Raw genomic sequence first — 25,343 nt, 5'->3', positions numbered from 1 at the left:
AACCGAACCGTGCGCGGTAGCAACGATAACAGAGGTTGGAATTTGTCGTTCATTAATCCAGTCGAGTATGTCTTCGCCATCCATATCAGGCAGTTTAAGGTCCAAAATAACCAACTGCGGGACATTACGCTCAATAAAAGCGATGGCTTCACGTCCCGTTTCGACGTGGAACATATCGTAGGGCTCATCTTTTACGTACTGTTTGTATAAGATTGCCAAGGACGTTGAGTCTTCAATGAGTAGTACTTTTGGTTTCATCATTGGTACCTTTAGTGCCACTTATCCTGCAGATTCGGTGAAGCCTTTTTGCTTGCGTTGTTCTAGCGCTTGCAAAGACTGCTCTGCAATAAGTTGTAATTCTTCTTTTAGTTTAAATGCATTGTTCTGTTGTCCATCAATGCATAAGTGTTCGATTTTTCGAGCGAGATTAGATAACACGCGGTTACCCAATGCCAGTGATGAGCTGCCCAGCGTGTGCGCTTCAAACTCTAGTGTTTCTTTATCTCCGCTGTCCATAGCGACGAAGATTTTTTCTAAGCGCTGATGAGACTCTTCCAAATAGTGATCAATCAGAAGCGGAATCACTTCAGCACTGGTATCTTCGATCATTTGCTGTAATACCGTTTCGTCGACAAGTTCTAAATCCATACGTTCCTTCTCGTTTGGTTTGACCTCATGGTGAGTTTCCACCTGAATGACGTTATCTAAAACGTCCGACGGCTTATCTAATATAGACTGATCTGGTAAAGGTTGCATAGTCACTGCATCGCGTTCTTCTATAAATAGGTTAATTTTTTCAACTAGTTGTGACAATCGAACAGGTTTAGATATGTAGTCGTTCATACCGCTGGCGAGGAACTTCTCTTTGTCTCCAGCTAACGAATGAGCGGTGAGGGCAATGATGGGGGTCGTTGCACTGGTTTGGTCTGCTAAGCTGCGAATTTCACGACACGCTTGCATGCCATCCATTTTAGGCATGGAAATATCCATAAAAATCAGGTCGTAACGGTACTCTTTGACTCGTTCTAAAGCGATGATGCCGTTCTCCGCGATGTCGACTTCAATGTCTAATCGTTTAAACATTTCGCGAATGACGAGCTGGTTTGCTTTGTTGTCTTCGGCCACAAGGATGGATAAATCGTTGCGAATTAGATTGTTTGGTTTCAGTTCTGCATCTACGTGTGGGTTGAGCTCAGATACGGTGTCGAGTTTGATGGTAAACGTAAAGGTGCTACCCACTTTGGGCTCACTTTGTACTTTTACATCACCATCCATTAGGTTGCACAAGCGTTTACAAATCGCCAGACCCAAGCCAGATCCTTCTTTGCTACGAGAGTAAGTTTGGTCGACCATGGTAAATTCATCGAACAGATAATCGATAGCACTTTTACTGATGCCAATCCCCGTATCAGAGATCTCGCATTGAATGGTCGCTTGGCTATCATCACTTGGCACTAAGCTCATCTTGATTCTCACTGAGCCGTCGTGAGTGAACTTAATCGCGTTTCCAATAAGATTGAGTAAGATCTGTTTGATACGATTTTCGTCACCCATCACATGAATAGGGACATCTGGCTCGATATAGCAGTGGATTAGCAAGTCTTGGCTGGTGGCGGTCGGATAGAACCCATCAACCACACTGGTTACGCAGCGATGCAAGTCGAAAGGTTTGCTCTCAAGAATCAAGGTATTCGATTCCATACGTGTGAAGTCAAGAATATCGTTAATCACGGATAATAAAAAATGGCCAGATTCTGTTGCGGTAGTGACCAGCTTTCTCTGCTCTTTGCTTAAGTTTGTTTCCTCTAAAATGTTTAGAATTCCAAGGACACCGTTCATCGGCGTGCGAATCTCATGCGACATAGACGCTAAGAAGCGGCTCTTCGAATCGTTGGCCATCTCTGCGTCAGCCCGAGCAGCATTAAGGTCAATGTAGTCGCGCTCCAGTTTGGCAGACATGTCGTCAAAGGCGCGAGCTACTTGGCTGAGCTCGTCAGTACCTTGATGATTCAGTTGAAACCCGGGCCCACTTTGGCCCACTTGGTTTGCGGCACTCGCAAGGCGCGTTAATCCGCGCGTCAAGTAAGTACCAAGAGCCAGTGAGAAAAGTGCCACAAGTAACACTTCAACGGTAGCAATGCCGACTAGGGCTTTTTGGGCATTGTTTAACATCGCGCTGATAGGTGCGGTTTCAAACCCCATGTCGACAATCGCGTACTGCTTGCCACCTATGGAAATTGGAGCACGTACGTCAAACACGCCATCGGATACGCCCTTTAGGCTGCTGTCTTGTTGCATTTGGCGATCCAGTAATTGTTTATCACCTGCACACGCCATTTCTTTACCATCGCGTAACACTCTGACATAGGCAACATCATCCAGTTGAGCGAACTCTTCCACTAGATCATTTAGCGTGGCTAAATCAGTGGAAAGTACCGCATCTTTAGCGGCATGGCTGAACAAACTGGCCGCGGCGTTGGCACGCTGGATCAGTTGCTTTTCGTTCGAGTCAGAGAGGAATCCCATTGCACTGACGGTGAGAATCACGAGAACCGTAATTTCAATAATCGCGATACCAAGGATGGTTTTTGTGCGTAGTGACATAGAGACCACCTATTGTTCGAGTAGTGAGATGTTTAAGTTTCTGACATCGTCCCAATCGCTGTCTTGCGCTGGTGTAAAGGCTTTAATCTTCAAATTCGACAACGCCACATTACTTTTCGGGTCGTCAGTCAGTGTCACGAGAGCTTGTTGGATCTGTTGTGAAATGTTTTCAGGAACACTGGCATGCGCGGCGACGGCATGCGGCGTGTACCCTTTAGTCGACCAAATTGGAGTAAGCTGCTGGCGGGTTTCTTCTGGCAGTGAGTTAAAGGTGCGAAGAATCCCGCCTCCAGCAGAGTAGAAACCTTTGGCTACGGACAAATAAACAGAGTCATGTGAAGAAACATAGTAGGGGGTAAAGTTGACCTTCGCGCTTTGTAGATCGCTACGCGTTAAAATAGAGGCAGCAAACGCAGCAGGTGACGGGAATGCTAATGCTTGACCGTTTAACTGTTCAATGGAGGTTATCCCGCTATCCTTTTTGACTACGATGATGCCTTTAATTTGTTTGTCTTTGGCCTTTGCGAGGGCTCGGTATCCCGAGGCTTCACTAAACACGGCATAGTGGTATGGGTTCATGTAGGAAAAATCATATTTGCCCTGGCGTAAATTCTCTTCAAAGGTTGGAATATCGGCTGCTGTGGCAAATTCTATGTTGTGGCCGGTCTCTAGGCTTAATCGCGTCAGAATAGGTCCCCATTGGCTTGCCAAACGACTGGCAGATTGTTGAGGAACAATACCAAAGGTGTAAGTCTCAGCCTGCGCAGTGACAGAAACGGATGCTGCTAAGAGTGAGGTGAAGATGATTCCTTTCATACATGGCTCCTAGGCTGAGTGTGACAAGAGTTCATTGGCCAAAATGCGTTGGGCCCATTTATCGCGCCAACGTTTAGGCAAAAAAGACAGGCGATTAAGCTCTCGCACCATCTCTTGACCTAAGGTAGCTTGCTGTTTGAGGTTAAGCACTGAACCTAGCAGAGAGATTGAGTTTGAAGCGTCTAACATCTCAATGACTTTTTCCAATTGGCTGGAAGAGGTTTTTCCACCCATCACGACTAAAATGGTTTTATCACAGGCTGAAGCAACCACTTGAGCCGGTATATTGCTGCGGTTAATCTGAAGAATAGGGCTAGTGTCACAAATGACTCGGTCAAAGTTTTTCAGCCAATCTTGCACATTAAGCGACAGCTGTGTGGGGTCCCGGTACACCAACAGGTCTGATTGCTGATTTGGCACAGGCAAGCCGGTAAAGAGTTGGTGCGACTCCTTGTGTTCCAGCAATATGCCGCAATCATCGCTGTCGATGGTTTCGCCAATTCCAGCGGACTTGAAAGCAGGGTGGAAAGTATTGAGATCCACCACCAGTGTCTTTAAACCCGCTAATAAGTAACGTTCCGCTAACGCTGTTGCAATAGATGTGACACCGTCACTAGATTGGCACGCCGTTACACAGATAGAGCGGCTTTGACTCATTTCAGCCGCAATATAGATTTGTTCAATTTCACTATGAGTTGCAGGAATCATTACAGTGCTCCTATTAAAACGATAGTGGTGGTGAGGCGTAAGATATCTTCTAGACCAACGCGCGCCTTTTCCATGAAGCTCTCACTGCGGTCAGGGACATAAATGGTGTCACCAGAGCGCAATACTGGCAGTTGATAAATGTTGGCGGTTTTGCTGAACTCGATTAAATCGAAGGTACGCGCTTGGCCTTGGCAACATGACATATTGACCACCGAGATCTTTTCTAGATAAGCGCGGTCTGACGGGCCACCCGCTTCAGCCAGCAAATCTAATATGGTCATGTTGTCATCAAACACGTAGCGCCCGGGTTTATTAACTGCACCAAGCACGCGTACGGTTGACTCTTTAGAGCGATCGAGCCAGATCTTGTCCTTCTCTGGAATGTAAATGGTGTCACCCATAGTCACATTGGGTAGTAGGCTTTCATCCCCTGTTTCGAAGTAAAGCGACAGGTTGAGGCGGCTCACTTTTGAGTAGCTTTTGTCGCGGTGCGTAATGCGAATGTTATGGATATCCGCATCTTTAGTTGGGCCATCTGCAGCAGACAAGATATCGAGAAAGTGCATATCTTTCGTAAAGCGGTAGCGACCAGGAGCATTGACTTGTCCAAATACGTAAATAGACGCATCAGAGCTTTGACGTACCCACTGTGATTTGTTGTCGGATGGGTCTTGAGGTAAATCATGGATGCGAACGATCGATCCTGCGCTGATTCGTGGCAGCTCTGATGTAGGTGCTCCTTTTAGAATAAAATCGTCTAGGTCGAACACTTCCATACGTCCTGCTTGGGTTACCACCTCAATTTTCGTCGTATCGGCACGTAATGTTGGCCCACCTACATGAGAGAGCAAATCAATCAGGTTCATTTCGTCTGACCACTCAATACGACCCGGTCTAACCACTTCTCCCATTACGTTAACGGCGCGATCCGGAGAGATTTTGAGCCATGACTTCTCATTCATGTCGGTTTTTTCTGGGACAAAGATCGCATCGCCGGGTTCGATGGAGGGTGGAGATTGACGAGAAATCCCTTCTGTAAACGCCGTCAGATCAAATTTGACTACTTTACCGTTAGCTTTGATAAGGCGAATCTGACGAGATTCCGCGAATCGTGTTGGGCCACCAGCGTTGGCTAAAATGTCCATGAATGACGCGTTCTTTTTACCTTCGTATGCTCCAGGGCTTGCTACTTCGCCCATGATATAGATAACGTTCGCACCCGCTTTGATCTCTTCTTCTTGTTTAGGGACGAAAATGGTTGCGCCAGGTTGCAGTCTAGGTAGTAAAGAAACGTCGCCACTATCGAGATAGGTCTTTAAATTGAATAGCTGCGGCGTGTTGTCGGTAATGACGCGGATCTGTTCAACTGAAGCATAGCGAGTCACACCGCCAGCGCGCATTAATATATCGACCAAGTCGGTATTTTGCTTAAAGCTGAATGAGCCCGGTGCGTTGACTTCACCAAACACTTTAATTGCGGTGCGGCCGTCGCCACTGTCGCCGGCATCCGCCAGTTTGCTGGAGTCAAACTCTTGCTCAATGTTGCCGACAAGGGGTGAGGTAGGGACAAAAATGGTGTCGAGAGATTTTAACTCCGGTAACAGCGTTTCGTTACCTGAATCGAGAAATGATTTGTAGTTGAACTTAATTTTTTCCTTACCGCGTTTGATAAGTAGGTTATTTAGCTGGGCACCAGGTCGAATCCCTCCAGCGGCATGTAATGCCATTTGTACGTCTGAACTTTTGCTTAAAGTGTATTCGCCAGGAGAGTTTACGTAACCCTGAACCGAGATAAGGATTTGTTGCTCTGCGATGAACACAGAAGCCGAAGACAGGTCGCGATACACTTTCTCTAGCGCCTCGGTCACAGCGCGTTCAAGCTGTTCCTCTGTATATCCCGCTACGTAAAGTGTGCCAACTTCAGGTAGGGCAATTCGACCACGTTTGTCGACTTGGAAGCCTTTGTTTAGCGTGCTTTCGCCGGGTAGGTTAACTTGAATCAGGTCTCCCACTTGCACGCGTTCCTCTTCAGCAACAGCAAAGTGGATTGGAAGTAACCAAATCAAGCAGATAAGTAGTTTAGTCCATTGCATGGTAGCCTCCTTGCATCTTTGCTTCTTTCTCTTGAGTATCGACAACTTCAATACTTACTCGGCGGTTAGTCAGTCTTACTCCTTCAGATTCCCCTTCATAAAGTGGCAGTGTGTCGCCAACAGAGTGGGTTTCAATACGTGTTGGTGATAGGCCAAAAATCGACAGGTAGCGTTTTACTTGCTGGGCGCGATCCATGGCTAAGTTCTGGTTGTATTCGATATCACCAACCGAATCTGCGTGACCAGTAACGCTGAGCGCAAGGCTAGGGTGTTCGGTTAGAATGTTGGCCGCTTTCGCGAGATGGCCCATATACTTTGGGTTAATTTCTGCTGAGTTAAACGCAAACTGATTGTCGATATTGAGCAGGTTGAACAGTTGGTCTATGACCGCTAAGCGTTGATGAAATGCACCTTCGTCGACAGGTGGGACACATCTGGCTTGTGACGTCACATAGTCAAGCTGAAGTTCAAGTTCATTAAGGCGTTTACGTTGAATAACGATGTCGTTCGCGGCATCAAGCAGCAGACCACCTTCCAGTTCGCGCGCAATGCGATTTTGTTTTTCAATCGCCTGAACGACCGCCGCTGGAAAACACCAGCGTGCGCCTTCACGGATGAGTGCATCCAAATGCAGCTTCGCGAGTTGCCAGTCAAAGCGCAGTCCATGCTCCGGACCTAGCGGCTCATCGGGCATGACTGGCGTAAAGTTAGATTGAATGTAGTTTTCCCCTAGGCCTCCGCTTCCTTGTTCAGGATAACTGGAGCAGCCAATGATGCTTGCAACGGATGCAATTAGGGCTATGTGTTTAAGCTGAGTCACCATGCCAACGTCCTCTAAGTTATAATTTTTATTAGTGTTTTTGTGAATTTACGGGAATAGCTTGGTCAATGCGTAATAGGTTCATGATTTCAAGTGGTTGACCGGAAACATTTTCAATACGCATACTGCGTTGACGCTCGATTAGACGCTTGTATAGATAGACAATAGCACCTACGCCAGAAGAGTCTAAAAACTGTACATGACTAAAGTCTATTTCGATCTCTCGCTCTGACTTATCTGCAATAATTTCATCGATATGCGGTTGGGCATTTCGACTGCCGTCTGCGTCAAGGTTACCGTTGATGACTAGGGTAAGAATAGTTTCGCTTGCTTCAATTTTACGTAGTTCCATGACGTTATCTCCTCGGTTGATTAATCTTGTTAGAGCAGATAACGTGCCAAAAAATAATTCCTTATATATCAATGCTATATTCGGTTGTACTTGTCGTTTTTCATTTTGAGAAAGCGGCTTTCTCAAAATGAATATCAATAATCTTCTAACGTAAACTACGTTTGAGTCGAGTTTATATGCAATTCATGATTTTATTTATTGTAATGGAATTCGAAGTGGGTCGTATTGGAGCGGCATATCGGTTGCGGCGTGCGGAATGGGAAGTAGAGAATAGGCGCGTTGATTTGTAAAGGTGTCCACTATGCAACTTCGTTATTCTGCTCTAACCGTTTCCCTTATGCTTGCATTTACCGCTAACGCAGAAGGTGTGAATCCTACATCACCGGATTATATGGTTCCGTTGGCACAAAGTTACCACCAAGAAATAGACATCGACCAGTATTGGAAGAGCGAGAAATTAGACGGCATCAGAGCGATATGGACCGGAAGTCAATTAGTGACGCGTAAAGGCACCAAAATCAATTCGCCAACCTGGTTCACTGAACCACTGCCGAGCTACCCATTGGAAGGTGAGTTATGGGCCGGGCGAGGAAACTTTCATCTAGTCCAAACCACAGTACTAGACAAGGAGCCTCAAGATGATGCATGGCGAAAAATCGATTTTATGTTGTTCGATATGCCTAATGCCGCTGGTGACTACCAAAAGCGTTACTACAACGTCATCTACTTTACACGGGCAAGTAAGCGCGACCACATTAAATACATAGAACATTCACCAATCGAAAGTGAAGAAGAGCTATTTAGCTATTTAAACAACGTTGACAATGCCAAAGGTGAAGGGGTGATGCTAAGAAAGATCACCAGTCGATATCAAGCTGGAAGAAGTACCGATCTTTTAAAGCTCAAAAAGCATCAAGATGCTGAGGCGAGGGTGGTTGGCTATAAGGTTGGCAAAGGCAAATACCAAGGATTGATGGGCTCTTTGCTGGTGCAGCTAGACTCAGGGTTACAGTTTTACATTGGCAGTGGATTTAACGATCTTCAGCGTAAAAATCCGCCCGCGTTAGGCTCCATCATCACGTTTCGCTATAACGGCACCACTCAAAATGGTGTGCCTAAGTTCGCGCGTTTTGTTAGAGAGCGAGTAGAGTAACCCAGTTAACGTGTTGGAGAAGCGTCGCAGCGTTTAAACAGTGCTTGCCAGTACTGTACGTGTTGCGAAATCGATTCTCGATATACTTGGTGGTAGTGCAATAACGGGTACTGATAAGAAGGGTGAGCGTTTTCTAGTAAAGTCCCGCTCTGTGAAATTTGCAGATATGCGCTGTCTACTCTGGCTAAGTAGGGCTGTATTTGTTCAACGAAGAAGGATTGGAAAACGTTTCTGAGTGTTTTAAAGCGGGTGTCGTTTCGTCCGGGGCCACAAACAATTTTCTCGTCGTATTGCTCCAATTGAGCGGTAATTTGATCGAGCTTGTGACTGGCATTAAGCATCGAATAGACAACTTTACCTATGGTAACTTGCTTTTCAAATGACTCCTGAAACGGGACCAGCGATTTTGCCTGTTGCTGCTCTCCATTCAACATTAGATAGTGTGCGGCTAAATTGTCTAACCCTGTTGTCAGCATCTTGTTGGCTGACGTATGTTGCTGGTCTAGCCATTCTGAAGCGCTCAGCTGTGAACGCATCGCATCACTGGCAAACAAAAGGTTAGAAAAATGCGCAGCGAGCTGGTTTTGTTTTAAAGCCAGTAGGGTGTGCAATTCTTGTTTTAAGCTGGTAGAGATAACATCGCTGTTGAGGCACGACTCAATCCCACTAATCACGTCAACCTGATAATCATAGTTTCGAAACTGATCTTGAACTTTACCTAATACAGAGTTCCTTTCTGCTATCAGATTAAATAGGTCGCACTTGCGCAATTCATAACTGTCTAGCAGACCAATAGTAAGGCTAGGGATCTCAATCATAAGCGCTCGCTTATCTGGTAGGATGATGTTTTGATTTTGCGTGATTTCTAGTGCATCGGCATCCTGAACGTTGGCAATTCTACCGATATAGGTTTCGAACAGGTTGTCGATAGGATGCGAGAGCCACTGGCAACCGGTCAATGCCAAGAAGGTGAGTGTAATAATAAGAAAACGCATAGAGACCCTATCAACTTTGACTACTTTAATAGTACGTCCAATAAACGAAAAAAGGTCAGCGAACTGACCTTTTATTTGAATAAATAGACGCTTACAGCATTTATTTTGCGGCAAGTTCAAGCTGTATCTCATCACTCTGTTTATGCATCCAACGCAAACGCAAGCCAAGCATAATTGCAGCGGAAGAGAGTCCTAAGATAAAGCCAAACCAAAAGCCATGAGCTCCCATAGGCTCAACAATCCAATTCGTCATACCTAAAATGTAGCCAATCGGTAAGCCAAGTATCCAATAAGCGATGAAGGTACGGTTGAAAATAGCAGCCATGTCTTTGTAACCGCGCAGGGCACCTGCTGCAACGACTTGAACGGCGTCAGTCACCTGATAGACAGCCGCAAGCATCAAGAGTTGTAAGGCGATTTCGATAACAGCGCGGTTATCGGTGTACAGCAAAGCGACTTGCTCACGCAGCAACACAGTCAGCAGTGCCGTGCCAAGAGCCATAAGCACCGCTACAATCAATCCCACTCTCGAAGCGATGGCCGCGCCTTCCACGTTACCTTCCCCTAAGCGGTGGCCCACACGGATACTGGTTGCAGCACCAATACTCATTGGCAACATGAATACCAGCGATGAAAAGTTAATGGCGACTTGGTGTGCGGCAACAATGAGAGAGCCGAGTGGCGCGACTAACAGAGCCACAACAGCAAAGAGTGTTACCTCAAAGAACATGGCTGCAGCCACGGGAAAACCAAGTTTAAACAAGCGGATCAGCGGCTTGATTTCAGGCTTATGAAACTGTCCAAACAGGTTAATGTGGGCCACTCTATTAGACGTCATTACATAGCCTAACAGCATTAAAAACATCACCCAGTAAACGATCGCTGTTGCGACGCCACAACCCACGCCACCTAGGGCAGGAGCGCCAAACTTACCGTAGACGAAGATCCAGTTAAGCGGGATATTGAGCATGAGCCCGAAAAAGCCAATCACCATTGCTGGCTTGGTCAAAGACATACCATCAGTGAAACTGCGCAATGTCTGGAAAAGTAAAAATGCGGGCACTGCGTACATGACTGCGTGCATGTAACCATTGGTTTTCTCTGCCATTAGAGGTTCCACATCCATCAACCCCAGAATGGTTTGCGTTTGAAACAAAACGGCGATGATTGGAATAGAAATAAGCAAAGCCATAGCAAGGCCTTGTTGGATCTCAAATGGGATCTTTACTTGACGTCCAGAGCCGTTGAGTTGGGCAACAACAGGGACCAAAGCCATGAGAAGGCCAACACCGAACAAGATGGACGGTAGCCAAATACTAGCTGCGATTGAAACCGCAGCCATATCTGTAGCACTGACACCACCGGCCATCACGGTGTCGACAAAGCCCATACCGGTTTGAGCAACTGACGCTATTAACACTGGGGTCGCTAATTTTATTAATGTATTAGCTTCTTTTTTATAACGATGCACGTAAAAACTCCAAAGGGAAGCGGTAACCTCTCTCAAGACGTTAAGTCAGCAATAACCACTCGTTTAATGAGAAAGAGGAAAAGGGATTTAAGCTCGCGCTATTGTGTGGAATGATAAAGAAATGTCACACTAAGCACCAATAAAAACTGACGGATCTGATTATGTTTACTGGAATTGTTCAAGGAATGGCAGAAGTTGTTGCCATCAATAAGAAAGAAGATTTTCAAACTCACACTATTCGATTAACTGGGGAAATGAATCAAGGGTTAATGATTGGTGCGTCTGTTGCTCATAATGGCTGTTGCCTTACCGTCACTAAGATTGAAGATGAACTTATCTCATTCGATCTTATGCAAGCGACACTTAAACTGACGAATCTAGGAAAAGTAGAAGAAGGCAGCTTCGTCAATATTGAACGAGCAGCAAAGTTTGGCGATGAAATTGGTGGACACAGTATGTCCGGACATATATCGCTTGTAGGTCGCGTTTCTAAAGTCATAGATACTCCGAATAATCGAACCATTTGGTTTGAGTTACCAGACGATGCGATGAAGTACGTATTGGCGAAAGGCTATATTGGATTGGATGGTTGTTCTTTGACGATTGGGGAAGTGGAAGGAAATCATTTCTCGGTTCATCTTATCCCTGAAACGCTAGAGCGTACGTTATTCGGATCTCGTGTCGAGGGTGATGAAATCAATGTCGAGTTTGACCCTCAAACTCAAGCCATTGTTGATACTGTCGAGCGAGTCCTTGAAGCTAAGCAGTTAGGGTAAAAGGCAGACTCCGGTTTCATCAGCCAATGAGGCCGGAGTCGTAAATTCGAAATCCATATCGAGCGCCAGTATTGCCTAGAAAATCTGCTCATCATCAGCGTCGACAAATAGCTCTATCGAGTCCATTTGTTCGTTCACCATCATGTTTAAATGAATGGCATGGCAACAAGCAGGACAATCATCATAAAAGTTCTGGCTACCATTGGATGCATCTAGCGTAATGGCAATGGAATGTCCGCAGTGGGGGCAGGATACAACTTTCTCTGTGTAGTTTCGCATAACTCTCTTCCTTACATCTGGTGAGATAACTGACTAATCAGGTGAGTAAACGTCCTTGTAGACAGTTTAATCTTAAGGCGAGAAGTTTGTGAGGGACGTGAATTAAGTACAAATTTTGAGTTGGATAGTAAAATTCAATCTAACGGACTGTCAACGCCTTAAGTTGTCATGACAATTATTGACAAATACCACCATTAACACTTGTAAGCATTTGTTAACACGCGGTATTTGTCAGAGATGCTAGTAAGAGAGGATCTGATTGATAAGCTTTTGTGACTGCTCGAGATAGTGACCACCAAACTGATTGTAGTGGTTAAGAAGGTGGTAAAGGTTGTATATGTCTTTACGCTCAGAATATTTAAAATCGAGCGGTAATACACTTTCATAGCCTTGATAAAACTCTGGCTGAAACCCTTCAAATAGTTCTGTCATCGCGATATCACATTCACGGTCGCCCCAGTAACACGCAGGGTCATAACAGATCGGCCCAAACACTGAATTGGCCACATTACCGTGCCAGAGATCGCCATGAAGCAAAGAAGGGGTAGGTTGGTGAGAAGCGAGTCTGTCATGCACCACTTGGATAAAATCATTGATATCGACTAAGTTGACACCTTTTTCTCTGACCAATTGTAATTGCCAACCAATGCGTTGTTCAGCAAAGAAACGGGCCCATTTTCTATCCCATTTGTTTGGCTGAAGTGTTGAGCCGATATAATTATCTTGATCGAAACCGTACTCTTTTTGTTCCCCCCACTGATGCAAGCGGGCCAATTGCTGACCAAACAAGTAGCTGTTTTTGTCATCATCGAGCTGTTTGGTGGGCAAGTAATTCAAAATGATAAACGAATTATGCTTGGACTTACCGGTTAGAATCACTTCAGGAACAAACAGGGTATTGCTTTCACGCATAATTCGTATGCTTTCTGCTTCGATTTCAAACTTTGTCAGAAATTCGCGACTGTTTGTTTTTACAAAGTAGCGCTGTTCGCCGTCCGAGATCATATAGCACTCGTTAATGTCGCCACCAGGGACTCGTAACTTTTCTTCGATATTGAATGAAAACATTAGGGTGTCAGAAAGCTGTTGCGAAATGGCTTGCCACATACTGGGTTCCCGATGATGAATTAATACAGTTATTGTAGAAGAAGGTTGGATATGAAACTGGTTGGGAGTGCAAAAAATTCAATCATTTAGCACTTTTTCATAGTGAAATGGATAAAGTGTGAGCTGAATCTCTTCTGTAGTAGCACTTTTGATGGAGTCTTTAGCCAATTGCTGACGGATTCATTATGATTACGCTTTAATTACAGTCGAAGCGCTTTAGCGAAAGCGGGCAATATGCGCTATGTTTCTTTAGTTGTGGAATTTATCGGCAACTGGAACTCGATGAGTTGTGTAAACTCATTGATATGTCATAGTATTAAAGGGTACTGTATCGACACAATGATAAATGGAGATAAGCTGTGGTTGTTGAAACCGATGGTTACTTGGCTTTAATCGAACACTTGGCTTTCAATTTGGATGTTTTTGCATCCGATGACGGTGATACGGGTTTAGAAAGTGTGGAAGATGTGGTGACCGATATGGTCGCGAGTAACATCATGGCGATTTTTGAACAAAACCCTGAGCTACATTCAAGCGTTCGTTTCCAATTGCTAAAAGAAGCAGATTCAGTAGTCGAAGATCTGGGCGAAGTTTTGGCTGGCGTGTGGGCGAAACCTGCAACCAATGGTCAGATTGAGTTTTTAGACGAATACATTGCGCTGGTTAAAAATTTATTCGATTCAGCGGTTGCCAAATACGACTAACCTTTCCCTATCTACAATGTTTCAGACGAGTTTACGACTCGTCTGAAATGCCAGAATTTTGAAGCCCAGTACGGGTTATCCAATCTCGAAATAATCACCCCTTTTGACGTTGACGCATGCATAAATTGCTTGTGGCCCACGTACACCCCTACATGACGAACATTACGTGACGTTTTAAAAAAAGCCAGATCGCCCACTTGCGCTTTGCTGTATGGAAGCTCGTGACCGATTTTTACTTGCTGAAGAGTGGTTCGTGGCAACGCAACATTAAGAACATCTTTTATGGCAACTTGCACAAAAGCGGAACAATCCACACCATTGAGGGAGGTACCCCCATACCGGTAAGGAACACCTTCCCATCGTTTGTAAACATCGAGAAATGAATGCTTCATTTTAATATCATGAGGGCTAAGAGGCGCTTTTAACTGGTCATGTTGCGGCGCTAGCACTTTGTCAGCACGCTCACTTGAAGGAGTGCTTGAACAACCTGCGATCGTGGCTATGCAAAACAGTAATGCTGAATAACTCGAAACTTTTCTCATGCAATATTTCTGATATAAATGTGTAATTAATCATAAATAGAATTAGGCAATAAACTTTTGTACTAGTTAGGTTTCTAACTCTATGATTACATCAAACGACAGGCGCTCTTTATCTTTACTTCAAGCACTTAGCGCGATTTTTATTACTATCACTTTACTCGTCGTTACCTTATCTGTCACCTCTGTTCGCGGAATAGAGCGGATAGGAACTCAATTTGCCGCACTTTCTGACAATGCACTGCCTTTAGCCATGACCAATGCCAAGTTGACTCAGACTATTTTAGAACACGTCAAGCAGCTCAGCTATGGTAGCCAGTCGACAACACTCGAATCTCTGAGTGAAACCGAAGTCCATATCACAAAGCTCGTCGAAGTTAGCCAACTATTGACAGCCTATGTCATGCAATTATCTGAGCAGTTCTCTCAAGCCATCACGCGCCAACAACTGGAAGACCTTGAGCGAAATATCCAGACCTTGTCCAATAAGACCACTCATATATTAACGACTCAGCAGCGACTGTTGGGCATGCAAGAACACATAGACGCAGAGGTGACCGGCTTTCGTTATGGGTTAAGCTCGATTGGCCCGGAAATGAATAGGATCAGTTCATTCTTAGTTGGTGATAACCCCGAATCCGCTGATGCGGCAAATCGATTTATTGCCAGCGCGAGTTCGATGGAAAGCACGTTTCTTGTATTGATGATGCAAACGGATCTCGCTAACGCTCAGAAAGAGTATAAAGAGATGCGAAATCGTATTGCAGGCATTCAACTGGCCTTCGATGATTTTTCACAGTGGCACCCTGATGTTAACGAGTTTTCAAGCTTGATTGCGCCGTATGACATGGTCAACGCTGGCTTTGCTAAACAGGGGGTGTTGCAACAAATACTGACTAAGCTGGAACTGGTTGAAAACCAGCGAGCGCACAATGCTGACGTTGCCATCATCGCTGAACAAACGGTTAACTTACTCAACACCATTTCGGCGAGCGCAGAGCAAATTATTCAGTCAAGTCAGGCAGACGTAACGGACGCGATCACTACCATTGAGTGGATCGCCATCACCAGTGGACTCTTGCTTGTCACCATCGTCATTATTTCTTGGCTCGCTTTACGGGTGTGGGTCAATCGAGGGCTAAAAAATATCCTCTTCAATCTGAATCAACTGACCAAACATGATCTAACCAACGAGATCGCATTCAAAGGTCCATTTGAGATGAAAGAGATTGCGTCGAAATTGAGCCTAGTCATCGATTCAACTAAGGAGTCGATTGAGGGAGTGACGAGAAATTGCGAGACCTTGTATCAAACTGCCGAAATTTGTCACGGAGCTGCAGAGAAGTCGAACCATAGTTTGACTCTGCAAAACCAATCGCTGACGAACATGGTTGAAACCGTCGTGGAACTGGAAGCTTCTATCAATCAAATTGCTACGGTGACTCACGAATCTAATGCTGAGTCAAAGCTAGCGGCCAAACATGCCAGTAAGGGGGTTCGAGCCATTGAACAGAACCAACAGCGCCTGCAGTCTCTGGAAGAATCATTAAACTTGAATGATGCCTCAATGAGTGAGTTAGACAGCCGTGTGAAGCAGATTCGTGAAATGGTCGATATGATTGCTGGAATCGCTGAAAGCACCAATCTTCTGGCCTTAAATGCAGCCATAGAGGCGGCCAGAGCAGGTGAGCAGGGACGGGGTTTCGCGGTGGTGGCCGATGAAGTGAGAAATCTCGCCAGTGACACCTCTAAGCAAACGTCTAATATTCGCGAGCGAATGAACGAATTGGTGGCAGCCGCAGAGCATTCTCGTGCTGCGGTAAACAACTCGCGCAGTGAAATGTCGCAAGCGCTTCAATCGAGCGACCATGTTAAGGCCGCTTTCGTGGATATTGAGGGGGCTGTTAAGCAAATCCGAGAGAAGGTAGAGGAGATAACCGCAGCGACTCAAGAGCAAGAAAGAGCAACGTCAGAAGTGAGTAATTCTATCACTCAGGTTTCAGAACAAGGCGAGGAAACTAAGCTGCAACTGGAGTCTATGGTTGAAAGCTCTCAGCAAGTGGCTGATATTGCGGGACAGCAACAGCAGCAACTGCACAAATATCGCTTGGTTTAATTTACTTGTCGCGAAATGGCTGAGTTAACATCTTGTCCAAACGCTGTTCGTTGGGTGAACGAAAAAGCGGAATTCCGATTTCTACGTTATCGTGACCAAGCTCAGGCTGGTCACGATATGTACTAAACCAGCGATCCCACACCGATAAGAAAAATCCGAAATTTGAGTGCGTTTCTTTTACGATGACCGAGTGATGAACTCGATGCATATCTGGGGTGACGACCGCTTTTCTTAGTATTTTATCCAACCATAAAGGCAGCTTTGCATTGCTGTGATTGAACATCGCACTGCCGTTTAGCAGCATCTCAAAAATCAAGATAGCGAGCGGAGAGACGCCTATCAAAAAGATCAAACTGACCTTGATACCCATAGAAATTAGGATTTCGACTGGGTGAAATCGAGTACCGGTTGTGACGTCAATATCTTGGTCGGAATGATGCATGCGATGCAAGCGCCATAAGATAGGAACTCTATGAAAAACAAGGTGTTGAAGGTATATAGCCAGATCGAGCAGAAGAATGCTTAATACCACTTCAACTAGCCAGTTCACTTCTAACCAATGCCAAAAGCCAAGCTGTAATTCGTGGGCGGTCATGGCGGCTTCAAAAGCGAGGATGGGCATCAATAAACTTAGGCAAATTGAATTGAAAGCAATCAACCCTAGGTTGTTCATCCAGCGATAGATTTTGCTTTGAGTGAGTTGTTTTCGGGGAGTGAGCCACTCCCACAGCGCGCACAGGATAAGCACAGATAGGAAGACGCTTAATCTAAGTAGCTCTGGGTTTTGCATGATTTAACCTTCCATGTTTCGCTTGCAACTCTGTGCTCGGTAAGTAAACTTCCAGCCTTTGCTATTATCACTGAAAACCCATGAGAGTCCACGCTTTTCACCGTCTCTATCAACAGCGTCTAGAGCGCTCCACCAAACCGTTTAACGCCCGTGGCTGTAAAGTTGACCGATGTCAGCATTGCCAAGTGTCAGTGACTTACTGTATTTGTCATTACCAACCTGACATCGAGACGGATGTCGCGGTCATGCTACTGGTGTCAGACAACGAAGTGTTTAAGCCAAGTAACACGGGCAGACTCATTCTTGATACGGTGAAAGAGGGCTATGCGTTTCAATGGAGCCGCACTGAGCCAAGCAAAGACATGCTGGACTTGCTTAATGATCCAAGATACCAGCCAATCGTGGTCTTTCCCGATGAGTATGTCGACGATAAACAGAGATTGATTCAAGGAGAACCGCAACCGTTTTGTCAGGGCAAAACGCCGCTGTTGATTTTTCTTGATGGCAGTTGGCGTGAAGCAAGACGTATTTTCCGTAAATCGCCTTACCTTGATTCTTTGCCTGTATTATCGATCAAGCCAGAATCACTTTCGCAATATATGATGCGTAGGTCGGACAACGAGCAACATCTAGCGACAGCAGAGGTGGCATGTCTAGTCCTCAAAGAAATGCGACAAGACGTGGCCGCGTTAACCCTGGCGAATTGGTTCGACGCGTTTAAAGAAAGCTATTTATTGAGTAAGAGCCGAGGAAAGGTAGATCCGCAACGTCCAGCACTGAAACGTTTCATCGAACAACAGCAAAACGAGAAATCAGTCTAAAACTTGGCGATGGGTTGGTGAGAGTCTGCGCATTTAATACGAGGCGGCAATTAAATCCGTCACACGTCACGGATTGTAGGCGTAGCTATATGGATAATAGGTCAGTTTTCGATTTTTTATTTTTTAATTATGGGAGAGAGCCAATGTATTACGGTTTTGACGTTGGTGGCACTAAGATTGAATTTGGTGCATTTAATGAAAAACTAGAACGCGTTGCGACAGAACGTGTCCCAACACCAACGGAAGACTATGCACTGCTGGTGGATACCATCGCAGGTTTGGTCGACAAGTACGACCAAGAGTTTGGTTGTGAAGGTAAAATTGGCCTAGGCCTTCCAGGCATGGAAGATGCAGATGACGCGACAGTACTGACGGTTAACGTTCCGGCAGCTAAAGGGAAAACGCTTCGTGCAGACCTGGAAGCAAAGATTGGCCGAAGCGTTAAGATTGAGAATGACGCCAACTGTTTCGCGCTTTCTGAAGCGTGGGATGATGAACTGCAAGACGCTCCATCAGTTATGGGCTTGATCTTAGGCACTGGTTTTGGCGGTGGCTTAGTTTACGAAGGCAAGGTGTTCTCTGGTCGTAATAATGTTGCGGGTGAGTTGGGCCATATGCGCTTACCGATCGACGCGTGGTTCCATTTAGGTGAGAATGCACCGCTACTTGGCTGTGGCTGTGGCAAGAAAGGGTGTCTAGATAGCTACCTTTCTGGTCGTGGATTTGAGTTGATTTACGAGCATTACTTTGGTGAGAAAAAGAAAGCGATCGATATCATCAAAGCGCACGCAGAAGGTGAAGAGAAGGCCGTTGAGCACGTAGAGCGATTCATGGAGCTGTTGGCTATCTGTTTCGCCAACCTGTTTACAGCAAACGACCCGCATGTTGTTGCCTTGGGTGGTGGTCTTTCAAACTTTGAACTGATTTACGAAGAAATGCCGAAGCGAATTCCTAAGCATCTTCTTTCAGTCGCGAAGTGTCCAAAAATCATTAAAGCGAAACACGGCGATTCCGGCGGTGTTCGCGGTGCTGCGTTCCTAAACATCAAATAAGCGTTAATTTGATGTAAGATAGTAAGAGCTTGCTTAGGCAAGCTCTTTTTTGTTGCTATAAGGATATTGCAATGCCATTGGTTCCTTTTAAAACGGCGGACTTTCGACAATTAGTCGATTGGATTGACTCCCCAGAGCTTAACTACTTATGGGGCGGGCCTGCTTATGATTATCCACTAACGCAGGAGCAAATACGCCAACATACCGAGCAATCTGCTGTCTCACCCTTTCTCTTTTACCATGATCTCAAGTTGGCTGGCTTCGTGGAGTTGTTTCACCAAAGTTCAGAGGTGGCGAGAGTATGTCGTGTGTTCGTTGACGACAAATTTCGCGGCCAAGGTGTTGCCCAAACCATGCTTTATGAATTGATTGCAATGGCAAAAGAAATGGGTTACCGACAACTTGATTTGTGCGTCTTTGCAAATAACGCGTCAGCCATCCGCTGTTATCAGGCGCTAGGGTTCGCCGAATACCAACGCGATCATAAGAGTCGTGAATTTAGTGGGGAAAAGTGGACGCTGATTTTCATGAAAAAAACACTATGACCGGCATCAAGGTGCGAGGAGCAACATGATAAGAGCATTTCATTCGAACGACTCTAACACATTATGGCAGTTGTTCTTTAACACTGTGCGCAATGTGAATCGACAGCACTACAGCCAACAACAAGTTGAAGTATGGGCCAAAGAGGACATTGAACTGTCGTTATGGCAACAGAGAATGATTACGCTCGACCCATTTGTTTGTTTAAGGCAGGGGATAATTGCAGGATACGCAGACTTACAAGATGATGGTTTAATTGATCATTTCTACTGCCATCGTGAATTTCAAGGGCAAGGTGTGGGTAGAGAGCTGATGACTCATATTCATCAATTAGCCGAACAAAAAGGCCTAGACTACCTATATTCAAATGTCAGCATTACCGCTAGACCTTTCTTTGAGCGATTCGGATTTAGCGTCACTAAAGAGCAGAGAAACGAGAGAGAGGGGGTGTTGTTGATCAATTATCGAATGGAAAAGCGAGTGTAGGAGCAGCACAAAACTGCTCCTTATCAATCCGGCTATTTGTTTTTCTTACCCACACCCAGATTTTCTTTTTGTTTTAGCGTCAACTTCTCAAAGCCCAGTTTGCGGAAATGGTTATCGCGATAATTGCGAACCGCTTTTGTATCTGAAACCGCTTCAATCTGTTGTTCCATTTTCAAGTAAGCGGAAATATCGATACCTTCTGCTTCAGCGACCGCCTCATGAATGTTACGGTGCTGCTGATAAGAAAATGTCAGTGTCTTTTCTTCACCTTTATAGGTGTAAAGGATGGTGCGAGCCATAAAGATCTCTCAAAATTTTACGTCAGGTTTAAGGCCGTCTTATTTCAGTCACAGAAGGCGGCCTTAATATTCTGGGCTAGATTCTGCCTTGAAGCGGGATGATTGTCACGCTTTCACCGACTTTAACCGTGTCGACCGCAGGAGAAATCTCGATAAGGCAGTTTGCTTCGCTCATTGAGCGGAGAATTCCAGAACCTTGTTTGCCAGTCGTTTTGACCGTCACTTGGCCTCGCGCATCAAGATTGAATACCCCACGACTAAACTCAGTTCTCCCTTGTCGAGAGCGAAGGTTTTCGGTCGCGATTGCGCTCACTTTAAGTGGCTGCCATCCCTTTTCGCCTTGCATCTTTCGTAGTGCTGGCTCGACAAAGTTGATGAACGAGACCATCACAGCAACAGGGTTTCCCGGTAAACCGAAGAAAGGTTTGTTGTTGATTTGACCAAATGCAAGAGGACGACCTGGTCGCATGTTTATGCGCCAAAAATCAATTTGCCCGAGCTTTTCTAAGGCAAGCTTGATGTAGTCTGCATCACCCACAGAAACGCCGCCAGATGTTAGTACCACGTCGGCTTGCATTGAGGCATCTTGAAGTGCTTGAATCATGAGAGATTCGTCATCTTCGATGATGCCAAAATCAAGGATCTCGCAGCCGAGTTTTTCCAGCATACCCATGATCGTAAAACGATTCGAGTCGTAAATGGAATTGGCTTTCTGCTCACTCCCCGGGGGCTGGACTTCATCTCCGGTAGAGAACACAGCGACTTTAAGTTTGCGGTACAGGTTGCAAGAGCCAAAACCTAGTGATGCAATCATCCCCATTTCGGCTGAAGAAATTCTCTGGCCCTGAGAAAATACATCTGATCCGAGTGGAAGATCTTCACCGGCTTGACGTACGTTTTGTCCTGCCTTAATTGCAGCATTGTTGAACGTGACCTTGTCACCTTCTTCAGTTGCTTGCTCGCGCATCACTACCGTATCAGCGAATGCAGGAGTTGGCGCACCGGTCATAATTTTAACTGCTTGGCCCAGTTCAAGTGGTTGGTCATAGGCGTGGCCGGCCATCACCTCTGCGACAACTTGGTAGTGAGTTCGTTCTAAGTCATCACTTCGAACTGCGTAACCATCCATTGCGGAGTTGGTGTACTGCGGTACATTGACTGGCGATACAATGTCGTCTGCCAATACTCGGCCAAAGCTGTTTTCGATACTGGCGATTTCCGTTTCGTTTACTGTATTTACCAGCGACAGGATCTTTTCTTGGCCTTGGGCGACGGACAAAAAAGCGGGAGACAAGGTATCGCAACACGCTGCTGGGCTTTTGCCGCTTTGCGGTTTTTGTTTTTCTGCAACGTATTCAACCACAAAACGAGCAATCGCATCGAGGTCGGTAATATTCATTTGGGGCAGAGTTGTATCACTGCGCTCAGTATCTGCGGCGATGGCGATAATATTGTCATCGGAAGGGTATAGCCACGGTTTACCGACTTCTTCTCTATGCAGTTCAATCTTTGGGAAAGCGATATTTTTACAACCTTCAACCAAAATGACATCAAGTTTGCTGGTATCAAAGCGAGTAAGAAGGTACTCGAATTCGGACTCTGATTCAGGGGTTTCCGTCATTAGTGCAAAGCGGTTTCGAGAAGAGATAAGCATTTGGCTAGCTCCAGCTTTGCGCAGTCGATAACTGTCTTTACCGGGTTTATCGACATCAAAGTTGTGGTGGGCATGCTTGAGCATACCAATGCGAAGACCCGCGTCGGTCAACTTGGGTAACAATGCTTCCAACAGCGTGGTTTTGCCGGTTCCAGAATAGGCTGCAAAACCGAGAATAGGAATAGGGAGTGAATCAATCATGCGGATAAGGTTCCAAATTGTGCCAGTTCTTCTGGAGTATTGAGGTTGACGAAGCACGCAGGTGAATCGCTAAAATCGACGTAAGCGGTATTGCACTCTTTATACAGCAGAATGATCTTACGATCGCCACGCTCAAGAAACGCGGTCAGCTTTGGCAACACGCGTTTGTGGTAGAGAGTAAACACAGGCTGTTTAAACTCGCCATCGTGAGCAACCAAAATGTCGGTGTTGGCGTCAACTGCGGCGCAGAAGCGCTCAACTAAGTCAGTATTGATTTGTGGACTGTCGCAAGGCACAAAGCCAACCCAATCTGTTGAAGCATTGACTAAACCTGCATGGATACCGCCCATTGGACCGGGAAAATCGGCGAACTGATCACTAAACACCTTGCCAAACTGAGAATAAGACTCATGGTTACGGTTGGCATTGATCAAAATTTGAGGTGTTTGAGGAGAAAGGCGTTCAATCACGTGTTGTATTAGCGGCTTTTGGTTAAGTTCGATTAAACCTTTGTCTTTTCCGCCCATACGGCTGGCTTGGCCACCAGCCAAAATAACCCAACTAGTTTGCGTTGGAAGAAGCATAGCTGTTCTCTTGTGTTGCATCAGTAATTACTTGTAACAGCGGGGACTCTATCAAAGTTGTGTCTTTTATCCACCATTGTTTACGGCATAGATCCGTTAACGCGTTTTTTTGGTGGCTGGTAATGACAATGCTTGACCCTCGTTGCATTAGATCTTTTGCCATCACAACCAAACGTTCGATGGATTCCTGATCAAGTGATGCGCTTGGTTCGTCCATTAATAGGATTGAAGGTTTTAAAATCCAAGCTCTTGCCATCGCTACCCGCTGTTTTTCACCTCCCGACAACACAGAAATGTGCTCATCGGCTAAGGTTTCTAAGCCTACCATGCGTAAAGCAGTAATAACTTGAGCTCGCTTATCTTTCATCGACTCTTTTTGATAGCGAATGCCATAAACCACATTCTGGTAGACGGTTCCATCAAACAGGTAGGGAGATTGATGAAGGTAAATAACATCCTTGCGGCCAGTACGGCTAAACAGTTTATTGTACCAACTATCGTTAGGAGCGAAGACATGACCTGTCGTTGGTTTGATTAAACCGGATAGAATTTTTAGGAGGGTTGTCTTCCCGACGCCGTTATCGCCTTTTAAATAGATCGCATCGTTAGGGCCAATGGAAAGCGAGGGAATATGGAACAGGACACGCTCTTTAAAGCGCATAGACAAGTGCTGTGCATTGATTTTAATTGTCATACCGCGTCCTTATGTTCTCAGGTAGCCTTTACCGCGCATGCTGGTAAGAGCAAAATTGAGTGCCAAAGCGAGAGCGAGTAATACCATCCCAAGTGCAACGCCTTGAGCGAACGCACCTTTGTGGCTCTCCATTGCAATCGCTGTGGGGATGTTTCGCGTAATGCCCATGATATTGCCACCAACCATGGTTGAGCAACCAACCTCGGTGACGATTCGTGAAAACGCCGCAATCGTTGCCGCCATCAGAGGAAAACGCGTTTCCCAGATCATAGTTGCCGCGATGCGGGTAGGGCTCGCGCCAAGTGTAATGGCTGTTTCTACCGCGCGTCGGTCACTCGATTGTAATGCTCCGTGCATCATGGAGACTAATACCGGAAATCCGATCAACATCTGGCCAACGATCATGGCTTTCTGGGTGAATAACATTTGCCAGTCGCCCATTGGACCGGCTCGAGACAATAACATGTAGAGCAGCAGGCCAATCACGACGGTTGGAATGGCTTGAAGAGTGTTAATTAGGGAGAGAAAGACCCATTTACCCCGAAAGTCGGTGTAGGCCAGAATGAACGAAAACAGGATCGCTGGCAGTAATACCAGCGATATAGCCGATAGCGAAACACTAAAGGAGACCGCAACGATCTCCCACAGTTCTCTATCTAAACTCACCAGTAAGGCGAGTGCATCAAGGGTTGTTTGCCAAAGGCTCATAGCGGCTTATTTCTCGTTCGCATTGGCCACAAACAATTGTTTACCGCTGAGTTTGAACTCATTGATCAACTGCTGACCTTTAGGGTTTACCAACCAATCGCTGAACACCTTAGCGCCTTGATAGTTAATGGTTGGATAACGCTCTGGGTTAACCAAGATAACTTGGTAAGGGTTAAATAGCTTTTTATCACCTTGGAATAGAATCTCGAGATCCAACTTGTTGTTATAAGCTAACCAGGTGCCGCGGTCGGTCATCGTATAGCCTTGCATCTCGTTCGCCATATTAAGCGTTGGCCCCATACCTTGACCGACACTGCGATAGCCGCCAAAGTTTGGTTCGATCTTGCTTTGCTCCCAAATGCCTTTCTCTTTCTTATGCGTTCCAGAGTCGTCACCACGAGAGATAAAGGTCGCGTTCATATTGGCGATTTTTTTGAATACTTGAGCAACGTCTTGTGACTGAGTGATTTCGGCAGGATCTTTGTGCGGGCCGACAATGACAAAATCGTTGTACATTAACTTGCGTGGCAACACGCCGTAGCCTTTCTCTACGAAGTTCGCTTCAGCTTTTGGCGCGTGGGTCATCACCAAATCAACATCGCCGTTTTCTCCCATTTTTAGAGATTTACCGGTTCCCGCGGCGATGACATCAACTTTGTAGCCAGTATCTTTCTCAAATTGAGGGAGTAAGTAGTCGAGTAAGCCTGAATGGTAAGTACTGGTGGTGGTGGCCAGACGGATATGTGGTTGTTCATCTGCTGATGAAGCTGAGTAACTCACGAGGGCTAATGACGCTGTTGCTAAAGTAAAAGTAAGTGCTTTCATTTTATTATCGTTCCATTCCATAGTGGTGGCTTGCATGTTTGCCTTCATAGGACAATTCGATGCAAGAATCTTTATAAATAGACACGCATATATAGCAAGCTTGATGCCAATAATTCGTGATTGCTTTCAACCTAAATTTCAATGACTTATACA

Annotated in this window: 27 protein-coding genes; 8 read left to right on the top strand and 19 right to left on the bottom strand. The window is 45.6% G+C overall.

Going from position 1 to position 25,343, the window contains the following annotated elements; all coding sequences use genetic code 11:
* The 7 genes from RH45_RS17415 to RH45_RS17385 form a co-directional block, all read right to left on the bottom strand.
* A partial coding sequence (locus RH45_RS17415) for a response regulator (RefSeq protein WP_008079629.1) occupies nucleotides 1–258 on the bottom strand: 258 nt, incomplete at its 3' end.
* Nucleotides 259–279: 21 nt separating this feature from the next.
* On the bottom strand, nucleotides 280–2,604 hold the full coding sequence (locus RH45_RS17410) for a HAMP domain-containing hybrid sensor histidine kinase/response regulator (protein ID WP_008079626.1): 2,325 nt from the start codon (nucleotides 2,602–2,604) through the stop codon (nucleotides 280–282).
* Between the two features lie 9 nt (nucleotides 2,605–2,613).
* On the bottom strand, nucleotides 2,614–3,420 hold the full coding sequence (locus tag RH45_RS17405) for a PhnD/SsuA/transferrin family substrate-binding protein (protein WP_008079624.1): 807 nt from the start codon (nucleotides 3,418–3,420) through the stop codon (nucleotides 2,614–2,616).
* Nucleotides 3,421–3,429: 9 nt separating this feature from the next.
* Nucleotides 3,430–4,128, bottom strand: coding sequence for a P-loop NTPase family protein (locus RH45_RS17400; RefSeq protein WP_008079622.1), 699 nt, complete (start codon nucleotides 4,126–4,128; stop codon nucleotides 3,430–3,432).
* The gene (locus RH45_RS17395) at nucleotides 4,128–6,221 is read right to left on the bottom strand and encodes an SLBB domain-containing protein (RefSeq protein ID WP_008079620.1); all 2,094 of its coding nucleotides are present in this window, start codon (nucleotides 6,219–6,221) and stop codon (nucleotides 4,128–4,130) included. Before RH45_RS17395 ends, RH45_RS17400 begins: the two co-directional genes overlap by 1 nt.
* Nucleotides 6,208–7,044, bottom strand: a complete 837-nt coding sequence (locus tag RH45_RS17390; RefSeq protein WP_008079612.1) for an OmpA family protein — start codon at nucleotides 7,042–7,044, stop codon at nucleotides 6,208–6,210. Before RH45_RS17390 ends, RH45_RS17395 begins: the two co-directional genes overlap by 14 nt.
* A 28-nt stretch (nucleotides 7,045–7,072) precedes the next feature.
* Nucleotides 7,073–7,393, bottom strand: coding sequence for an STAS domain-containing protein (locus RH45_RS17385; RefSeq protein ID WP_008079599.1), 321 nt, complete (start codon nucleotides 7,391–7,393; stop codon nucleotides 7,073–7,075).
* Between the two features lie 301 nt (nucleotides 7,394–7,694).
* On the opposite strand from RH45_RS17385, the gene RH45_RS17380 reads away from it, so the two are divergent.
* Entirely contained in the window at nucleotides 7,695–8,546 is an 852-nt protein-coding gene (locus RH45_RS17380) for a DNA ligase (protein ID WP_008079594.1), read from the top strand.
* 5 nt (nucleotides 8,547–8,551) lie between these two features.
* On the opposite strand, the gene RH45_RS17375 is transcribed toward RH45_RS17380, so the two are convergent.
* Both RH45_RS17375 and RH45_RS17370 read right to left on the bottom strand, forming a co-directional pair.
* The gene (locus RH45_RS17375) at nucleotides 8,552–9,541 is read right to left on the bottom strand and encodes a DUF3080 domain-containing protein (protein WP_039958869.1); all 990 of its coding nucleotides are present in this window, start codon (nucleotides 9,539–9,541) and stop codon (nucleotides 8,552–8,554) included.
* 100 nt (nucleotides 9,542–9,641) lie between these two features.
* On the bottom strand, nucleotides 9,642–11,012 hold the full coding sequence (locus RH45_RS17370) for an MATE family efflux transporter (protein ID WP_008079555.1): 1,371 nt from the start codon (nucleotides 11,010–11,012) through the stop codon (nucleotides 9,642–9,644).
* 161 nt (nucleotides 11,013–11,173) lie between these two features.
* Here RH45_RS17370 and RH45_RS17365 point away from each other — a divergent pair, with 161 nt between their 5' ends.
* On the top strand, nucleotides 11,174–11,788 hold the full coding sequence (locus RH45_RS17365) for a riboflavin synthase (protein ID WP_008079554.1): 615 nt from the start codon (nucleotides 11,174–11,176) through the stop codon (nucleotides 11,786–11,788).
* Nucleotides 11,789–11,863: 75 nt separating this feature from the next.
* On the opposite strand, the gene RH45_RS17360 is transcribed toward RH45_RS17365, so the two are convergent.
* Nucleotides 11,864–12,067, bottom strand: a complete 204-nt coding sequence (locus tag RH45_RS17360; RefSeq protein ID WP_008079553.1) for a CPXCG motif-containing cysteine-rich protein — start codon at nucleotides 12,065–12,067, stop codon at nucleotides 11,864–11,866.
* Nucleotides 12,068–12,307: 240 nt separating this feature from the next.
* A complete protein-coding gene (locus tag RH45_RS17355) occupies nucleotides 12,308–13,174 on the bottom strand; it encodes a fructosamine kinase family protein (RefSeq protein WP_008079552.1) in 867 nt (288 codons plus the stop codon).
* A gap of 359 nt (nucleotides 13,175–13,533) precedes the next feature.
* Here RH45_RS17355 and RH45_RS17350 point away from each other — a divergent pair, with 359 nt between their 5' ends.
* On the top strand, nucleotides 13,534–13,878 hold the full coding sequence (locus RH45_RS17350) for a DUF3802 family protein (protein ID WP_008079551.1): 345 nt from the start codon (nucleotides 13,534–13,536) through the stop codon (nucleotides 13,876–13,878).
* Between the two features lie 11 nt (nucleotides 13,879–13,889).
* Here the strand turns inward: RH45_RS17350 and RH45_RS17345 are convergent, their stop codons facing one another.
* Nucleotides 13,890–14,420 (bottom strand): C40 family peptidase, encoded by a 531-nt coding sequence (locus tag RH45_RS17345; protein WP_008079550.1) that lies wholly within the window; start codon nucleotides 14,418–14,420, stop codon nucleotides 13,890–13,892.
* A gap of 82 nt (nucleotides 14,421–14,502) precedes the next feature.
* Between RH45_RS17345 and RH45_RS17340 the strand changes: the two genes are divergently transcribed.
* Complete coding sequence (locus RH45_RS17340) at nucleotides 14,503–16,533, top strand: methyl-accepting chemotaxis protein (protein WP_008079549.1); 2,031 nt, start codon at nucleotides 14,503–14,505, stop codon at nucleotides 16,531–16,533.
* 1 nt (nucleotide 16,534) lies between these two features.
* On the opposite strand, the gene RH45_RS17335 is transcribed toward RH45_RS17340, so the two are convergent.
* The gene (locus tag RH45_RS17335) at nucleotides 16,535–17,323 is read right to left on the bottom strand and encodes a sterol desaturase family protein (RefSeq protein WP_008079548.1); all 789 of its coding nucleotides are present in this window, start codon (nucleotides 17,321–17,323) and stop codon (nucleotides 16,535–16,537) included.
* Between the two features lie 80 nt (nucleotides 17,324–17,403).
* Between RH45_RS17335 and RH45_RS17330 the strand changes: the two genes are divergently transcribed.
* The 4 genes from RH45_RS17330 (at nucleotide 17,404) to RH45_RS17315 (ending at nucleotide 20,225) form a co-directional block, all read left to right on the top strand.
* Entirely contained in the window at nucleotides 17,404–18,144 is a 741-nt protein-coding gene (locus tag RH45_RS17330; protein ID WP_008079547.1) for a tRNA-uridine aminocarboxypropyltransferase, read from the top strand.
* Between the two features lie 143 nt (nucleotides 18,145–18,287).
* Nucleotides 18,288–19,196, top strand: a complete 909-nt coding sequence (gene nagK / locus RH45_RS17325) for an N-acetylglucosamine kinase (RefSeq protein ID WP_008079546.1) — start codon at nucleotides 18,288–18,290, stop codon at nucleotides 19,194–19,196.
* 71 nt (nucleotides 19,197–19,267) lie between these two features.
* Nucleotides 19,268–19,741 carry a GNAT family N-acetyltransferase gene (locus RH45_RS17320; protein ID WP_008079544.1) on the top strand — a complete coding sequence of 158 codons (474 nt, stop codon included), beginning with the start codon at nucleotides 19,268–19,270 and terminating at the stop codon, nucleotides 19,739–19,741.
* 25 nt (nucleotides 19,742–19,766) lie between these two features.
* Nucleotides 19,767–20,225 (top strand): GNAT family N-acetyltransferase, encoded by a 459-nt coding sequence (locus RH45_RS17315; RefSeq protein ID WP_008079543.1) that lies wholly within the window; start codon nucleotides 19,767–19,769, stop codon nucleotides 20,223–20,225.
* Nucleotides 20,226–20,257: 32 nt separating this feature from the next.
* Here the strand turns inward: RH45_RS17315 and RH45_RS17310 are convergent, their stop codons facing one another.
* From RH45_RS17310 to RH45_RS17285, 6 genes are all read right to left on the bottom strand, one after another.
* Nucleotides 20,258–20,524 carry a DUF2960 domain-containing protein gene (locus RH45_RS17310; RefSeq protein ID WP_008079541.1) on the bottom strand — a complete coding sequence of 89 codons (267 nt, stop codon included), beginning with the start codon at nucleotides 20,522–20,524 and terminating at the stop codon, nucleotides 20,258–20,260.
* A gap of 76 nt (nucleotides 20,525–20,600) precedes the next feature.
* Nucleotides 20,601–22,379 (bottom strand): bifunctional molybdopterin-guanine dinucleotide biosynthesis adaptor protein MobB/molybdopterin molybdotransferase MoeA, encoded by a 1,779-nt coding sequence (locus RH45_RS17305; protein ID WP_008079539.1) that lies wholly within the window; start codon nucleotides 22,377–22,379, stop codon nucleotides 20,601–20,603.
* Nucleotides 22,376–22,963, bottom strand: a complete 588-nt coding sequence (mobA, locus tag RH45_RS17300; protein ID WP_008079536.1) for a molybdenum cofactor guanylyltransferase MobA — start codon at nucleotides 22,961–22,963, stop codon at nucleotides 22,376–22,378. The genes RH45_RS17305 and mobA overlap by 4 nt, the downstream gene beginning before the upstream one ends.
* Nucleotides 22,941–23,657, bottom strand: a complete 717-nt coding sequence (locus RH45_RS17295; RefSeq protein ID WP_008079535.1) for an energy-coupling factor ABC transporter ATP-binding protein — start codon at nucleotides 23,655–23,657, stop codon at nucleotides 22,941–22,943. Before RH45_RS17295 ends, mobA begins: the two co-directional genes overlap by 23 nt.
* Before the next feature lie 9 nt (nucleotides 23,658–23,666).
* Complete coding sequence (locus RH45_RS17290) at nucleotides 23,667–24,365, bottom strand: ABC transporter permease (protein WP_008079527.1); 699 nt, start codon at nucleotides 24,363–24,365, stop codon at nucleotides 23,667–23,669.
* A 6-nt stretch (nucleotides 24,366–24,371) separates the two neighbouring features.
* Nucleotides 24,372–25,190 carry an ABC transporter substrate-binding protein gene (locus RH45_RS17285; protein ID WP_039958867.1) on the bottom strand — a complete coding sequence of 273 codons (819 nt, stop codon included), beginning with the start codon at nucleotides 25,188–25,190 and terminating at the stop codon, nucleotides 24,372–24,374.
* Nucleotides 25,191–25,343 lie beyond the last annotated feature (153 nt).

The sequence above is a fragment of the Vibrio sinaloensis DSM 21326 genome (genome assembly GCF_000189275.1).
In the GTDB taxonomy this organism is placed as follows: domain Bacteria; phylum Pseudomonadota; class Gammaproteobacteria; order Enterobacterales; family Vibrionaceae; genus Vibrio; species Vibrio sinaloensis.
Note: the sequence above shows the minus strand (reverse complement) of the source record. Positions and strands in the feature narration are given on the sequence as shown.

Coding starts and splice junctions, on each gene's coding strand:
- RH45_RS17410 (WP_008079626.1), bottom strand. CDS start 2,604: ATGTCACTACGCACAAAAACCATCCTTGGTATCGCGATTATTGAAATT.
- RH45_RS17405 (WP_008079624.1), bottom strand. CDS start 3,420: ATGAAAGGAATCATCTTCACCTCACTCTTAGCAGCATCCGTTTCTGTC.
- RH45_RS17400 (WP_008079622.1), bottom strand. CDS start 4,128: ATGATTCCTGCAACTCATAGTGAAATTGAACAAATCTATATTGCGGCT.
- RH45_RS17395 (WP_008079620.1), bottom strand. CDS start 6,221: ATGCAATGGACTAAACTACTTATCTGCTTGATTTGGTTACTTCCAATC.
- RH45_RS17390 (WP_008079612.1), bottom strand. CDS start 7,044: ATGGTGACTCAGCTTAAACACATAGCCCTAATTGCATCCGTTGCAAGC.
- RH45_RS17385 (WP_008079599.1), bottom strand. CDS start 7,393: ATGGAACTACGTAAAATTGAAGCAAGCGAAACTATTCTTACCCTAGTC.
- RH45_RS17380 (WP_008079594.1), top strand. CDS start 7,695: ATGCAACTTCGTTATTCTGCTCTAACCGTTTCCCTTATGCTTGCATTT.
- RH45_RS17375 (WP_039958869.1), bottom strand. CDS start 9,541: ATGCGTTTTCTTATTATTACACTCACCTTCTTGGCATTGACCGGTTGC.
- RH45_RS17365 (WP_008079554.1), top strand. CDS start 11,174: ATGTTTACTGGAATTGTTCAAGGAATGGCAGAAGTTGTTGCCATCAAT.
- RH45_RS17360 (WP_008079553.1), bottom strand. CDS start 12,067: ATGCGAAACTACACAGAGAAAGTTGTATCCTGCCCCCACTGCGGACAT.
- RH45_RS17355 (WP_008079552.1), bottom strand. CDS start 13,174: ATGTGGCAAGCCATTTCGCAACAGCTTTCTGACACCCTAATGTTTTCA.
- RH45_RS17345 (WP_008079550.1), bottom strand. CDS start 14,420: ATGAGAAAAGTTTCGAGTTATTCAGCATTACTGTTTTGCATAGCCACG.
- RH45_RS17340 (WP_008079549.1), top strand. CDS start 14,503: ATGATTACATCAAACGACAGGCGCTCTTTATCTTTACTTCAAGCACTT.
- RH45_RS17335 (WP_008079548.1), bottom strand. CDS start 17,323: ATGCAAAACCCAGAGCTACTTAGATTAAGCGTCTTCCTATCTGTGCTT.
- RH45_RS17330 (WP_008079547.1), top strand. CDS start 17,404: ATGAGAGTCCACGCTTTTCACCGTCTCTATCAACAGCGTCTAGAGCGC.
- nagK (WP_008079546.1), top strand. CDS start 18,288: ATGTATTACGGTTTTGACGTTGGTGGCACTAAGATTGAATTTGGTGCA.
- RH45_RS17320 (WP_008079544.1), top strand. CDS start 19,268: ATGCCATTGGTTCCTTTTAAAACGGCGGACTTTCGACAATTAGTCGAT.
- RH45_RS17315 (WP_008079543.1), top strand. CDS start 19,767: ATGATAAGAGCATTTCATTCGAACGACTCTAACACATTATGGCAGTTG.
- RH45_RS17310 (WP_008079541.1), bottom strand. CDS start 20,524: ATGGCTCGCACCATCCTTTACACCTATAAAGGTGAAGAAAAGACACTG.
- RH45_RS17305 (WP_008079539.1), bottom strand. CDS start 22,379: ATGATTGATTCACTCCCTATTCCTATTCTCGGTTTTGCAGCCTATTCT.
- mobA (WP_008079536.1), bottom strand. CDS start 22,963: ATGCTTCTTCCAACGCAAACTAGTTGGGTTATTTTGGCTGGTGGCCAA.
- RH45_RS17295 (WP_008079535.1), bottom strand. CDS start 23,657: ATGACAATTAAAATCAATGCACAGCACTTGTCTATGCGCTTTAAAGAG.
- RH45_RS17290 (WP_008079527.1), bottom strand. CDS start 24,365: ATGAGCCTTTGGCAAACAACCCTTGATGCACTCGCCTTACTGGTGAGT.
- RH45_RS17285 (WP_039958867.1), bottom strand. CDS start 25,190: ATGAAAGCACTTACTTTTACTTTAGCAACAGCGTCATTAGCCCTCGTG.